The sequence below is a fragment of the Labilibaculum euxinicum genome (assembly GCF_963678175.1).
GTDB lineage: Bacteria > Bacteroidota > Bacteroidia > Bacteroidales > Marinifilaceae > Labilibaculum > Labilibaculum euxinus.
Window position 1 is genome coordinate 2847831 of the sequence record NZ_OY782756.1, and the last position, 13821, is coordinate 2861651.

12 protein-coding genes are annotated in these 13821 nt (G+C 35.5%); 4 read left to right on the top strand and 8 right to left on the bottom strand.

Annotated features, from left to right (window positions below):
• Positions 1-36: 36 nt before the first annotated feature.
• Complete coding sequence (locus ACY0M5_RS11320; protein WP_461629188.1) at positions 37-816, bottom strand: GNAT family N-acetyltransferase; 780 nt, start codon at positions 814-816, stop codon at positions 37-39.
• Positions 817-1119: 303 nt separating this feature from the next.
• Between ACY0M5_RS11320 and ACY0M5_RS11325 the strand changes: the two genes are divergently transcribed.
• Positions 1120-1902 carry a hypothetical protein gene (locus tag ACY0M5_RS11325; RefSeq protein WP_461629189.1) on the top strand — a complete coding sequence of 261 codons (783 nt, stop codon included), beginning with the start codon at positions 1120-1122 and terminating at the stop codon, positions 1900-1902.
• Between the two features lie 92 nt (positions 1903-1994).
• On the opposite strand, the gene ACY0M5_RS11330 is transcribed toward ACY0M5_RS11325, so the two are convergent.
• The 7 genes from ACY0M5_RS11330 to ACY0M5_RS11360 all read right to left on the bottom strand — a co-directional run bounded on the left by ACY0M5_RS11330 (position 1995) and on the right by ACY0M5_RS11360 (position 11303).
• A complete protein-coding gene (locus ACY0M5_RS11330) occupies positions 1995-2567 on the bottom strand; it encodes a hypothetical protein (RefSeq protein ID WP_156196268.1) in 573 nt (190 codons plus the stop codon).
• Between the two features lie 266 nt (positions 2568-2833).
• Positions 2834-3274, bottom strand: a complete 441-nt coding sequence (locus tag ACY0M5_RS11335) for a hypothetical protein (protein ID WP_461629190.1) — start codon at positions 3272-3274, stop codon at positions 2834-2836.
• 16 nt (positions 3275-3290) lie between these two features.
• Positions 3291-3932 carry a hypothetical protein gene (locus ACY0M5_RS11340; protein ID WP_461629191.1) on the bottom strand — a complete coding sequence of 214 codons (642 nt, stop codon included), beginning with the start codon at positions 3930-3932 and terminating at the stop codon, positions 3291-3293.
• Positions 3916-4401, bottom strand: coding sequence for an RNA polymerase sigma factor (locus ACY0M5_RS11345; protein WP_461629192.1), 486 nt, complete (start codon positions 4399-4401; stop codon positions 3916-3918). Before ACY0M5_RS11345 ends, ACY0M5_RS11340 begins: the two co-directional genes overlap by 17 nt.
• Before the next feature lie 196 nt (positions 4402-4597).
• Positions 4598-7720, bottom strand: coding sequence for a beta-galactosidase, LacZ type (gene lacZ / locus ACY0M5_RS11350; protein ID WP_461629193.1), 3123 nt, complete (start codon positions 7718-7720; stop codon positions 4598-4600).
• A gap of 197 nt (positions 7721-7917) precedes the next feature.
• Positions 7918-9228 (bottom strand): MFS transporter, encoded by a 1311-nt coding sequence (locus ACY0M5_RS11355; protein WP_461629194.1) that lies wholly within the window; start codon positions 9226-9228, stop codon positions 7918-7920.
• A gap of 158 nt (positions 9229-9386) precedes the next feature.
• Positions 9387-11303 carry a RecQ family ATP-dependent DNA helicase gene (locus ACY0M5_RS11360; protein ID WP_461629195.1) on the bottom strand — a complete coding sequence of 639 codons (1917 nt, stop codon included), beginning with the start codon at positions 11301-11303 and terminating at the stop codon, positions 9387-9389.
• Positions 11304-11424: 121 nt separating this feature from the next.
• Between ACY0M5_RS11360 and ACY0M5_RS11365 the strand changes: the two genes are divergently transcribed.
• From ACY0M5_RS11365 to ACY0M5_RS11375, 3 genes are all read left to right on the top strand, one after another.
• Entirely contained in the window at positions 11425-11823 is a 399-nt protein-coding gene (locus ACY0M5_RS11365) for a DoxX family protein (RefSeq protein WP_101309145.1), read from the top strand.
• Positions 11824-11940: 117 nt separating this feature from the next.
• The gene (locus ACY0M5_RS11370) at positions 11941-12390 is read left to right on the top strand and encodes a MarR family winged helix-turn-helix transcriptional regulator (RefSeq protein ID WP_461629196.1); all 450 of its coding nucleotides are present in this window, start codon (positions 11941-11943) and stop codon (positions 12388-12390) included.
• Positions 12391-12465: 75 nt separating this feature from the next.
• Positions 12466-13818, top strand: coding sequence for an MATE family efflux transporter (locus ACY0M5_RS11375; protein WP_461629197.1), 1353 nt, complete (start codon positions 12466-12468; stop codon positions 13816-13818).
• The last annotated feature ends 3 nt before the right edge of the window (positions 13819-13821 follow it).

Here is a 13821-nt window from a genome sequence, read left to right on the forward strand (position 1 = left end):
CGGTGTTTTATTTCCTGTTTTTAAGAGTTAGTGATCTTACAATTCCATTATCATCTCAAACTGTTTTCCACTAGCTAAAATTGAGTTTGATTTCAGGAATTCCGTAATCGACCTGCACGTTATTTCTGTATTTAGGCATTTTATAGAGTCGTGCTGATTCAATTTCACCATTTCTTTAAGAAGCAGACTGCCAATGCCTTTTCGTCTGTTTTTTGGCTCAACTGCTATTTGGGTAATGTCGCCCGATTTTGCTTCGAAAATACCATAAGCCAATAGTTGCTCATCTTTAAAAATTCCCAGTAGTTTAAAATTATCAGGCTTTCTTGATATTGCTTCGAAGCTATTTTGCCAGGATGGCGTAAAGTCGCAAAAAGCGCTCAATGTTTCTGCTTGTGATAAATCGATGGTTTCAATCTTAAAATTTGCAGGTGCGCTTTTAGAGTTTAATTTTAGTTCTTTATTTTTCTGAACGAAATAGTTGAACTCACGGCTCACACAAAAGCCCAGCTTTTTATATACTGATATTGCTTTTGTATTGTGCTGCAATACCTCCAGCAAGTACTTCGAAATACCGGCCTCTTTTAAAAATGGAATGGAGTAATTGAATATTTTGCCTGCCAATCCTTGTCCCCGATATTCATTGATTGTTCCGGTTCCGGTATCGTAGGCCATTTTAGTTCCGTTAAAAGAACCGATTCCATTACAGGTAAAAGCGACTAACTTATTTTCATCAAATGCACCAAAGGATAGTTTAGGAACGAATCCTCTGCGGTGCAGCATGGTTTCTAATTCAACACTGTCTAAATTGTATTTCATAATCGTTAAATGCCAGGCTAAAAGCTTCGAAAAGCTCAGGGAAACGAATTTCTGCTAAAGATTTTATTGTAATCATGATCAGCTTACTTGTTTTGAATGAAGTTTGAATCCGAATTTATCAAAAGCTCATTGATAAACAAAACATACAGTATAATTAATTGGTAGAATATTCTTTGCTGTTTCGAATTTTGATTTGTTGTGAATATCCATTTGATAGATTGGCTGTTATTATCTGCAGTTTTTATATTGTACAAAGAGATAAAAAGCTGTAACTTAAGTGTTATTCACCTAAAACTGGTTGTTATGAAAAAAATATTACTATTTGTTGCTATGGTATTGTTTTGTGGAACAGGCATGGCACAGCAGGAAAGGTTTCTGGTTTTTGAATTTATGAAAGTTCCCAACGATCAGGAAATGAATTATTGGGAGACAGAAACTTTTTGGGAAAAAATACATGCTGAACGCCTTAAAAGCGGAGAAATTAAAGGTTGGGATTTATGGTCATTAAAACCTGGAGGAACAGAACAGGGCTATCAGTATGTAACAGTGACTATTTACGACGATCCGGTAAAAGCTTTATCGGATGGAGATGTGTGGAGTGCAGCTAAAAAGGCTTATCCAAACATGTCGGATGAGGAGTTGAGGAAAGCATTACATGATGGAGAGAAATCGAGGGAACTTAGTAAAAGAATGTTTTTAAAAGTAATTAAGACTACGGATGATAATTTTAAGATGGATATAGGAACTGTTATGAGAATGAACTTTATGGAGGCAACCAATGGTAAAACAGATGAGTATGAGAAGGCTGAAATAAATCTTTTTCTTCCAATGCATCAGGAAAGAGTAGAAGCCGGAACCATGAGTCATTGGGCTCTGGCAAGAGTACTGATGCCTTCGGGCAGTAAAGTTCCGACTACTCATATGACTTTTGATATGTTTAAAGATTATCTTCACTATTTTGATACTTATGGTCGTAATGAAGTATTTAATGTTGATGCCGAAACACAAATGAAAATAGACGAAGCAGTAAAAACAAGAGATCTGAACTGGACTTATTTGGGAACCTTGAAGAAAACTGTGAAATAGACGATTGTGCCATTAATAAAAGAGGATAAGATTGCTTTCTTATCCTCTTTTGTGTGATCAAAATTACTTGTGAACTAAAATTGTTTTCATCTTTAATTTGTATTCATTATTACATACCAGTCCCATTCGTTTGGATCTCCAACACCAACGCTGGGTGTGTAACGAAAAATACCAATCTTTTTACCGCTCTTAAGATATCTTGAGACAATTGATAAATGATTAACAGCATTCCAAATGGAATCAAGCGGATATTCAAATCCTTCTTCCGGGAAAATGATTTGAAATTCATCATCGGCAGGTTTTTCAACCGGAACATCCAAGGTGGCAAACTGTGAAGGATAATAGAACCATTTTGGGAATTTTAAATGTCCGGTTCCGGCCCAAACTATCGATCCATCAAAAATTAACTCATTACCTGGTTCATAAAATAAACTAATATTCCCAAAATCTCCAGGAGAGTCGTAATCTACACCAATAGGAATTGTATCAGCATTTGAATATTCAGTATGCAGAAAGAGCTCCGTGCCTTGCTCAAATTCGTAATTTGTGTAGTCTACTTGCAGCAATAAAATACTCTGCTTGTGCTCGTGAAAATAAACATCATCCGAATCGTCTAAACAACCCGTCATTAATCCTAGTAATACAAAAAATATCCATCTCTTCATCATCACAAATTTTAAAATTATCAGTCTAATTGCCACAAAAATAATGCCTTAGTGTATTCATGTGTACTGCAATTTAGGCTCTTGTTTTTTTTAATGATGAAGAGATTTGGACTTGGTTGCTTTCAGTATATTAATATTTTACGCTCAGCTCAAGCACACTTCTTGTTTTAAGACCAAACAATGGTCTTAGAAAACCAATTCTCTTAATAAACAATTCGTACAGAGAAAAAGATCCTACTGATGTAAAGGTGATAAGGTTGCTTTAACTAGCAATTGCTTTCTGAATTGAGTTGATTTCCATTTTGTTCTGCCTTTTTATCAAAATGTATTCCAACAGATATTCCTATTGCCAAACCAAGTATCAGGCCCATGCCATTGTTATCAAATGAGGCAGAAAACGCCACTCCCAGAGCCACTCCAATGGCCATATAAAGGTTTTTGTAGTGGTTTTTTGTAACCAGATTAAGCTCTTTTTCAATGAGCCTCAGAGTTTTATAATACACTTTTCGCAGAAGTCTGACCAGTTTTTTATCTGTTTCTAAAAATGAATTAATTCTGGCAATATCCGTATTAATTGTGTTTTGTATATTTTCCGGTATTTCTCTTTTGTTCAACTCATCAATCAAAACCTGTAACTTATGATATGCTTTTGTAAGCTTTGCATTTTGCTCAGTATTGGTTCTTTCTTCTATTTTATGTATCGTCATGTTTGTGTAATTAAAATTAGGCTCTCAATTCTTCAATATCTGCAATTAGTTCATCCAGCTTTCTAAATACCTGACCATAAATCAGGCTCACATCAAAATTGTAAATTCGATCGCCGAAGTAGGCTAACAAACCTGTAATAATTACAATTGGAATTGTCCATAGTACCGGTATGTTGTTTATGAGATAAATTTGATTGGTTCTTTCTAATATCCCTTTAAATGTCTCCTGAATATCCTGCGAAAACCAAAAACCCAATACCATAAAAAGGAAAAATAAGGGGTAATAATATCTGGCGAGTTTTCTGTTAACTGCAAGTTGTTCTTTCATCCAGTTATCGAATGATTTAAGATATTGGTAGCTGTTTACATTTTTATCAATTTTAAACAAGCCTTTCATTAATCTTCTGTTGACCAGTAAAATAGCATTTAAAATGAAAAAATATCCTATGCCCATAACAGGGATTCCCACAACACCGGAAGCAATTAAAATTACGAATGAACCTATAAATAATGCATTCAGGTTTATTCTGAACATTCTTTTGAATTTATCGATGATGTGTTTGGATTTTTGATTGTACAAGTCATTTAGTTTTGGGGCTACCAATGCATCGCTTTCTAAAAAACCTTCTTTCCAAATTGTTTCAATTGACTTTTCCATCTAATATTTTTTTAAGCCGTTCTTTAATTCTTTTAACCCGCACACCAATGTTGTTCGGATTTGTGCCAATAATTTCTGCTATTTCCTGATAGGTTTTTTCCTCCAGATAAAGCAAAATGACCGCTCTGTCTATCTCTGATAATTGCTTGATCGCAATATAGAGATGATTAAGCGACTCATCGTCAAAGGTCCGGTTGTCTTCAGTGGCCACGTCTGGTAATTGATCTGAAGTAACATGATGTTTACTGTTTTTCTTCAGTAAGGTCAGGCAAACATTCAAGGTCAGTCGATAGATCCATGTCGACCATTCCGATTGTCCTCTAAAATTCTCATTACTTCTCCATATCTGTAAACAAACCTCTTGGTAGTAATCTTCGAAATCTTCCTGTGTGTTCGTGTATGCCCGACATATCTTAATGATAATGGCAGCATAAGGAAGAATCGATGATGTGTAAAAATCGTTACTCACTATTGTTTTTCTTAGTTAGTGGTAGAAATATAAGATTATTACACCCAAAAGAAGATTTTTTTTTAATGTGACATTTGGATTTGCTTTACTACAGGTCAGGTAGTTTTTTTGTAGTTGTTTTATCCCTGTAAACAACAATGCTTAAACCGATTAAAATCAGTTTAAGCATTGTGTGTTATTGGTAATCCGGTGTTGATTATTTTATTACCGGTACAATGGTAAAGCTGTAATGATATACTTTATCTGCATAATATAGATATGGATTGTGTGGTTTTGCACCCCAGCTGTTATCACCGCCAAGTCCCATCATTTTGTGGTCGATGTGAACTTCTACGAATTTGTGCTCTTTTACATCAGCAGTTGTGCGTCCAAGTTTCTCCGTTCCCGGATCAAAATCAGACGTAGTGTAGTGCAGTGCATTGAATTCAATAGGTTCACTGCCGGCTATTATTTTTACTCCCAAACCTGATTGATTGGTTAGGCTTAACCAGCGAACGTCTGTTTTATGTCCGTTTTCCTGAGGTCGGTTGTATGGAAAATATTGATCAGCTACATTCGATTGATACAATCCAATGAACGATGCGGTATTTCTGTCAATATAATTTTCCTGAGGGCCACGGCCATAATAAGCAAGATTATTAAATTCCTTTGGCAGTTTAAACTGTAATCCAATACGCGGGATTTCCGGTAACTTTTGCTGTTTAGCTTCGAAGCTATAGTTTACATTAATTTTACCATCTCCGTAAATTGTATAAGTAAGTTCTATTGCACCTTTAATACTTGGCAGTTGTAATTTTGCATGAACAGAAACTTCCGATTTAGAGATTTGTTTCGATGTAAATTCCTGAAGATTTGCATCATTCATAGCCTGTTTCCAAATTTCACATCGTTCCGGCATTTTGTTTCCGAAATCATTATCGGTAGGAGCACGCCAAAAGTCAGGTACTAACTGGTCTTCTATTAATTCGTATCCATTCAATTTGTAGGAAGTGACCGCACCCGATTTTTTTGAGAATGAAGCTGTAAAGTCCTTGCCGGTAAGGTTTAATTGATCTGCATTCTCTTGAATTGAAATCAGATCAGCAGAAATCAAATGATCTTCCGGGGCTTTAAATTCACTGATTGCAAATTGTTCTGAAGCAACAACATGACCGAATGGTATTAGTTCCGCTTCCTTAGCCTGCAAAGCAAACAAGTTGATGAAATATTCTGTTCCTTCGCTTTGATTAAAATCACCCAAATCGAGTTTAAATTCTTTTTCAGATTGAGGAGCAACTCCCGACGGAATAAATTTTCCAGATTTTTGAACAATACCATTAGTCAGTAATTCCCAGCAAATTTGGTAGTCATTCAAATTTTTGAAGAAATAATCGTTTGAAACTTTAATAAGTCCTTCAGAAAGATTAACTGCTTTAAAATTAATGTTTTGATATACTTTTTTCACTTCGTACAAAGCGGGATGCGGGGTTAAATCAGGATCAACAACACCATTTAAGCAAAAATTACCGTCATTATACACCCATTTTGGCTCAAAATGACCGCCATATGCCCAAAACCGTTCTCCGTTTTCAGTGTACTTTGCAATTCCCTGATCCATCCAATCCCAAATAAAACCACCTTGCATTTGTCGGTTCTTACGAACCAAATCCCAATACTCCTTAAAGTTACCGTTGCTGTTTCCCATGGCATGGGAATATTCGCACCAAATAAAAGGTCGTTCCGGATCTGTACCAATCCATCTTTTCTCTACGCTTTCAATAGGACGGTACATGTCACCAATAATATCGGTATGTCTTTCTTTTACGTCGGTCATTTTTTCAGCACGTTCGTAATGTACGGGCCGGTTGCCATCAATTTCATTAATCTTTTTATAACAAGCTAGAAAATTAGGTCCTGTTCCGGCTTCGTTTCCCATGCTCCAAACAATTACCGAAGGGTGGTTTTTATCTCTTTCCACCATATTTGAAGTTCGTTCTACATGAGCCGATTTCCATTCCGGATTATTTGCTAAAGTATTCTTTGGCTCGTAACCCATTCCGTGCGATTCAATATTGGCTTCATCATACAAATAAATTCCATATTCATCGCATAGCTCATACCAAAGAGGATCATTCGGATAATGACAGGTACGAACCGCATTGATATTAAATTTTTTCATGGTACGGATATCGTCCAACATATTCTTTCTGTTGACAACATGCCCAAAGTAAGGATTGTGTTCGTGTCTGTTAACTCCTTTTAACAGGATTGGAGTTCCATTTACCAATAATTGTCCTCCTTTAATTTCGCTGGTTCTAAAACCAATTTTAATCGACGTGGCTTCTACTACTGCATTTTCTTTGTTCCTTAAAGTTAGCAGCAGGGTATATAAATTTGGCTCTTCGGCCGACCATTTTTTCACATTGGGAATTTCACCTGTAAATGAAATTTTCTTAGTCTGATTTTTCATACTGAATTCAGATTGGTCAGTCAGAATTTCATTTCCTTCACGATCCAGAATTGTATATTTAAAATGATATACACCAGTATTTTTTCTTGAATGGTTTTCTATTTCAGCATCTAAACTAAATACACCATTCTGATAGTTTTCATCCAATAGTGCTTTGGCATAAAAATCATTAATATGTGTTTTGGGGCGATAATATAAATTTACATCCCGTTGAATGCCGGTTAATCTCCAAAAATCCTGATCTTCCAGATAACTGCCGTCAGTAAATTTAAAGACCTGAACAGCAAGTTTATTTTTGCCATCTTTTAAATAAGGAGTGATGTTGAATTCAGCAGGCAGTTTAGAGCCTTGGCTGTAACCAACTTTTTTACCATTTATCCAAATATAAAAGCCTGATTTTACCGATCCAAATTGAATATATGTTTCTCTGTTTTTCCAATTCGAAGATGGTGTGAAATAACAGATGTATGAACCCGTAGCATTGATTGAATCTGTAATGAACGGTGGATTCTGTTCAAACGGATAAGCTGCATTGGTATAGTTGGCAAATCCATAATTGTACATTTCCCAGTTTCCAGGAACCGAAATTTCATCCCAATCGCTGTCGTTAAAATCTTCCTGATAAAATTCTAAATTTCTTTTGCCTGCACTTTTGCTGTATTGAAATTTCCATTTTCCATTTAAACACTGAATAGTTTCCTCTTTTGAAGGATCAGCGGCTAAAGCTTTCCCTATGGAAGAGTATGGGGAAAAAGTAGCATGTGCCTTTTCTCTGTTCTTCTGAAATACATGTGGGTTTTCCCAATCGTTCTGACTAAATGAGCTTTGGCATAAGAGTACAAGCCAAATGATGGCAATGAAATGTTTCATTTCTTTTGGTTTTTTTAGATGATCAACTAAATAGGAATATGATAGCTTTCAATACTTACCTGTGGTGGCTGGTAAGTATGCAAAAGTAAGCCGTCCCGAATTTATTAAAAACGTCAGGATAAACAAAATAATAAAGACGCTAAAAACACCAGAGACTGATTATTAAATACCATTTGTATTTAGTTTTGTATCTGCTTTTACTGCAATTGAGGATTTCTCGCTTTAATTGAGAAAATCAGTAAAATAATGGCATAGGCGACTCCAGCGTATCCTGCTATGCTATAGCTTCCGGTTAATGTGAATATTCTACTGAAGAAAAGGGGTGCCATTGCACTTGAAAATACAACTAAGGACATTGATAATCCGCTAATCGCACCCAAATGTTTTCGCCCGTAAAAGCGAGGCCAGGTAATTGCTACTAAAACTGAATACAGGCCACCCATAATACCATTTCCCAGTATTAATACATAGTAGCCAATTTCAGATCCTAAAATTGCAATCCCTAAACTTGATAACAAACATCCAAGTAGAAAAATAATCAGAAGCTTTTGCATTTTTATGTAATCACTTAGAAGATTACCTAAAATTGCAGAAATAATAGAAATGATGGAAGCAGGAACAAATACACTTAAAGCTTTTTGTTCCGAATATCCACATGATTCGAAGATAGATATGACATTAAAGGTAAAACCGGTAATGAAAAATGCATTAAAACTTAAGCCAAAAGTAAACAGCCAAAATACCCATGTGCTTCGTGCTTCTTTTAGAGTATATTGTTTTTTAGTTTGAAAGGTAGGATTGCTTTTGTGTTTTGGCTCAATAATTTTTCCATCAGGAATTAAACCACATTCTTCAGGATTATCCCGGTAAAAGATAAATGCGAAAATAACAAACAGAAAAGTAAGTACTGCCAAAATCTGGTAGGTAATACTCCAGTTAAAGCGGGTAATAAGCAGTGCTATAAAAAGTGGAGATACGGCAAATCCAAAAGATTGAATCGCACTGGAAAGACTATTTGCCAATCCTCTTCGCTGGTCGAACCATTTCATGATCAGGTTTCGTGAGGCCAAGGTTAGTACTCCTTGTCCCGAGAAGCGTAAGAAGAAAAATAATAGAGAGATCAGAATAAATGAAGCTGTTGAGAACTCGATGCTGACAAAGTTTGATAACGATCCTGATAAAAGATCAGAATAGGAAAATAGTATTAATGTTACGGCTAATCCTAAGGCAGCGATCATTGCTGTGAAGCGGGCACCAAATTTATCGTAAATTTTACCTGCATATGTTAAGAAAAGAGAACTTGCCACAGTACCTATCAAATAGGCTGAACTCAATGCATCGCGACTTAATTTCAACGAATCGATTAAGTAATTGGTAAATACCGAAACGCCCATTGTTTGTCCGGGAATACTACTGATTATACCAATGGTACCTGCAATCATACAAATCCATCCGTAAAAAAACGGAATTTTTGCCGGAGCAAACGGGAAGTTCGGATTTCTTTTCAAACCAATAAATTTAAATAGATATAGTATGTATTCTTTCTGATAGTAGAGAATACTTTTATGAGGCTGTAAAAATAAGCATTTTGAATTTATATCTTATGTGATCTAATTTAAAATAATATTAAATGTTTCAGTGATATATGTAAATACCTTTTAATCTTTTATTTGTTGTTTGATGTTACCCATTCCAGAACATCACCAAATCGATAATTTTCCAAATAAGCAAAGTGTTTTTCCTGTTTCAATTTTAAACGGGTGAAAATGGGCGTGTTTATGCCGCATAAAAATTTTGCGAGCAATTCATCAGTTAACAGATCACCAAACTTATTGTTGGCAGTTTCACACAATTCCATATAATTATACTCAGGCAGACTTTTTAGCTGGTGTGATTTTGCAATTTTCACAGAACCGGAATTGCATACCGAGCAGTGCCCGCATTTTTCCCATTCGGGATATTCTCCAAAATAGTTAGCCATATTTTTACTGATGCAGGTTTCCGATTCGAACAGACTTAGCATTTCCCGAATTCTGTTGACTTCAACTGCTTCTTTCTTTTTAAAACTGTCGTAAAGTTCTTGCGCCACAGTATCGATATCAAAATCCGGATTTGTTACGGCAAAAACATCTACCATTAGTTTTGCTTCCAAATTGATTAATTTCTTCGAATCAAAATATTCCAAAGCAGAAACAATTCTATTTCTATCTGTCGAATAATTTTGGCAGATGGTGTCGAAATTTACTGTGATCCATTTTCTGGCTTTTTCAGAATGATCGAAAATGGCCTGAATAAATTTCTTTCGCTCTCCTTGGAACTTTTCCACGATACTTTTTTCGTCGTTGTTTAAGCTAAAACGATAGTCCGCAAAATAACTGTACTGAGGTTTTATAATTCCTCGTATCTCCATGTAAACCAGTAGGGTTTTAATTGGCAGAATACGGATATTACTATGTGCAGGAAGTGTATTTAACTTGACTTCCCAGCTTGTTTTAGCCTTTTTTATGCGACTGAGAATTTCTTTTATGCCTGATAGGGCAGGAGTGTCTCCAAATATGAAATTCTCAAGCACATTCACATTGTCATGATTTGCCAAAACAATACAATCTGATTTTTTACCATCGCGGCCTGCCCGTCCAATTTCCTGAGAATAATTTTCTGTCGATTTTGGAAGATCGTAATGAATTACATAACGAATGTTCGATTTATCGATTCCCATTCCAAAAGCAATTGTTGCAACCACACAATTTACTTGATCTGCCATAAATTGATTTTGGATTTCTTCACGGTCTTCACTTTTCAATCCTGCATGATATGCTTTGACCGTTATTCCTTTCGAGGATAATATACCTGCAACCACCTCTGCTGTTTTTTGCTGTGTTACATACACAATTCCACATTCATTTTTTCGGGGAAGCAGTAATGAAAGTAATTTATTGTTTTTTTCAGATTGAATAACCGGAACAACGTTTACATCTAAGTTTGATCGGTAAAATCCTGTAACTGTTACGTTCTCTTTGGCAATGGCAAACTTTTTAGTCATGTCTTCAATAACCTTGGGAGTCGCAGTTGCGGTAAGCAAAAGCACTTGTTTGGCACGAAAAGCATCACGATAATCTGGTAGTTTTAAATAATCCGGTCTGAAATTGTGACCCCATTCTGAGATACAATGAGCTTCATCAATTACCAGTAAGGAGATTGAAATGTCTTTCAGAAATCTGCGAAAGCGTTCATTTTTAAAACGCTCGACTGATATCATTAAAATTTTGTGTTGTTTGGCACGGATGCCATTCATGATATCCTGTTCTTCCTCTTTCAAAAGAGATGAATCGATTCGGACTGCAGATATATTTTTCGATTGCAGAAAATCAATTTGATCTTTTATTAAAGCCAACAAAGGGGAAACCACCACTGTAAGTTCCGGAAGTTGGAGAGCGGGAAGTTGGTAACAAAGAGATTTCCCCGATCCGGTTGGGAAAATAGCTATTGCTGATTTTCCTTCCAGTATGGTAGAAATAACCTCTTTTTGTCCTGGTTTAAAATCAGAAAATCCAAAATTGTCTTGTAAAAGATTGTGTAACATATTCTGCAATTGTATATTGAAAAAAAAGTACATGAATACACACAAATTGTGCATTTATATCATGGATAAAAGCTCATAGATTTGTAATGAATATCGAAATTAATCAAATAAAAATACATTTATGGAAAATTTAGGAAAACTAATTTTACGACTATCAGTTGGTGGTTTGATGTTGTTTCATGGAGTGCAGAAATTATTGGATGGTATTGGCGGAGTGAAATTCTTGATTGTTAAAACAGGTTTGCCCGAAATGCTTTCATACGGAGTTTATCTGGGAGAGTTAATTGCACCACTTCTTTTATTATTAGGCACATACACAAGAGTTTCAGGATTGTTAATTGCCCTGACAATGCTCGTGTCTATTCCTGCAGCTCACCCCGAAGGTATTTTTCATTTGAATGAGTACGGAGGTTTGGGAATTGAATTAAATGCATTGTATTTATTTGGAGGACTTGCCATAATGTTGTTGGGATCAGGAAAATATCGACTGATTAAGCAAAGTGGATTTTGGAAAGAATAAGCGAATTCGTTGAATTAAGTAATAATAGCCTTGTATGTCCGGATATACAAGGTTATATTTTTTGATCTTAACAGACAATTTCGTTAATTTGCATCGCAAGCGACATAAATAAGAAATATGGACAATTTAGCTAACAAAGAGTTCAATCCTCTCAAACTTGAGAATCAATTATGCTTTACTATATATGCGGCCTCGCGGCTCATGACAAGACAATATCAGCCTTATCTTGATCAGCTTGGGATTACCTATCCTCAGTATTTGGTGTTTTTGGTTTTATGGGAGAAAGACGGGATTGGTGTTAACGAAATTGGATGCAAATTGTATTTGAATACCAATACATTAACGCCGCTTTTGAAACGAATGGAACAGCTTTCTTTTATTAAAAGAACAAAGTGTTGCCAAGATGAAAGAAAGGTTCGCATTTATCTTTCAGAAAAAGGAAAAAACCTAAAAGAAGAAGCTAAAAATATTCCCTTGGAAATGGCAAAATCACTTAACTGCAGTGTTGGGAAAGCAATGTGTTTGAAAAATGAATTGGAAATATTAATCAATCAAATGCTTAAATAGAGCATGTGTTATCTTGCTAAAATCACATCCGTTTTTGATTCATATCCGTTTGCACTCACACATGAAGTTTAGTAGATGTTAAAATTCATCACCAGTTTACTTAGAAGAGAACAAAAATATTCCGAAGTTGGGAAAAAGCTGTTAAAGCTTGCTTTTCCGATTATCGGCTCGTTTCTTTTGCACATGACCTATAATCTTACCGATATGATTTGGGTGGGATATTTGGGAAGTGGAGCTGTGGCAGCAGTTGGTTCTGCAGGTTTCTTTCTACAGCTGGGTTGGGCAATGGCTTCGATTGTAACAGTAGGTGCAAATATAAAAATCGCACATTCGGTGGGTGCCGAAAATATGAATGCGGCAGGAAGATATTCAACCGCTGGATTATGGGGAATTGGTGGTATTGCCATTCTATTTACTTCTGTATTTTTAGCCATTCCGGAACAATTCATTGGTTTTTTTCAAATGAAAGATGTTCATGTTAATGAAATGGCCGTTTCATATTTGGTGATAAGTTCCTTTGGGATTATTATCAGTTTTGTGAACCTTTTGTTCATCAGCATTTTTAATGCTCATGGTAAAACAAAAATCTCCTTTAAGGCTAGTGTTATTGGAACCTTGGTGAATATTGTACTTGATCCATTATTGATTTTTGTATTTAATCTGGGAGTTGAAGGAGCAGCAATAGCGACAATAATTGGTAGAACATGCAGCCTGATGTATTTCAATTTTGTCTATCAAAAATTTGACACTATTTATTTCAAAGGCTTGTTGCCTTATGCAACTAAATTAAAAAGTTTATTTGAGGTTGGAATGCCTGCTGCGGTGCAGCGAATTTCTTTTTCGGTGATATACATTTTTCTTGCCAGAATCATTGCAGATTGGGGACCAAATGCGATAGCTGTTCAGAAAATTGGTGTTCAAATTGAGTCGATTACATTTATGATTGTTGGAGGAATTATGCAAGCTGTAACTATTATGGTTGGGCATAGTTACGGGGCAAAAAATATTACCGAGGTTCCTAATATTCATAAAGCGGGTTTGCGATTATCCCTGGCCGTAGGAGCTGTAACTACAATGATTTTCTTGATTTTCCCTAAAACATTATTTTCCATTTTTGTGCCTGAGGCAGAAAGTATAGCAATGGGTAAGGACTATTTAATGATATTGGCAGCATCGCAGTTATTTATGTGTTTGGAAATGATTAGTGCCGGTGTTTTTAATGGCCTTGGAAAAACTAAAATATCAGCTGCTGTAAGTGTAATATTTACTTCATTACGACTGCCTGGGGCTTATTTTCTTGGTTTTTATACGGTCTTAAGTTTAAATGGAGTTTGGTGGAGCATCACCGGAAGCAGCATATTAAAAGGCATTGTTCTTTACTTTTTATTACGAACATATTTTAAAAATAATACATTTGGTAAATTCTGATAT

Coding starts and splice junctions, on each gene's coding strand:
- ACY0M5_RS11335 (WP_461629190.1), bottom strand. CDS start 3,274: ATGACGATACATAAAATAGAAGAAAGAACCAATACTGAGCAAAATGCA.
- ACY0M5_RS11365 (WP_101309145.1), top strand. CDS start 11,425: ATGGAAAATTTAGGAAAACTAATTTTACGACTATCAGTTGGTGGTTTG.
- ACY0M5_RS11320 (WP_461629188.1), bottom strand. CDS start 816: ATGAAATACAATTTAGACAGTGTTGAATTAGAAACCATGCTGCACCGC.
- ACY0M5_RS11340 (WP_461629191.1), bottom strand. CDS start 3,932: ATGGAAAAGTCAATTGAAACAATTTGGAAAGAAGGTTTTTTAGAAAGC.
- ACY0M5_RS11375 (WP_461629197.1), top strand. CDS start 12,466: ATGTTAAAATTCATCACCAGTTTACTTAGAAGAGAACAAAAATATTCC.
- lacZ (WP_461629193.1), bottom strand. CDS start 7,720: ATGAAACATTTCATTGCCATCATTTGGCTTGTACTCTTATGCCAAAGC.
- ACY0M5_RS11360 (WP_461629195.1), bottom strand. CDS start 11,303: ATGTTACACAATCTTTTACAAGACAATTTTGGATTTTCTGATTTTAAA.
- ACY0M5_RS11325 (WP_461629189.1), top strand. CDS start 1,120: ATGAAAAAAATATTACTATTTGTTGCTATGGTATTGTTTTGTGGAACA.
- ACY0M5_RS11370 (WP_461629196.1), top strand. CDS start 11,941: ATGGACAATTTAGCTAACAAAGAGTTCAATCCTCTCAAACTTGAGAAT.
- ACY0M5_RS11330 (WP_156196268.1), bottom strand. CDS start 2,567: ATGAAGAGATGGATATTTTTTGTATTACTAGGATTAATGACGGGTTGT.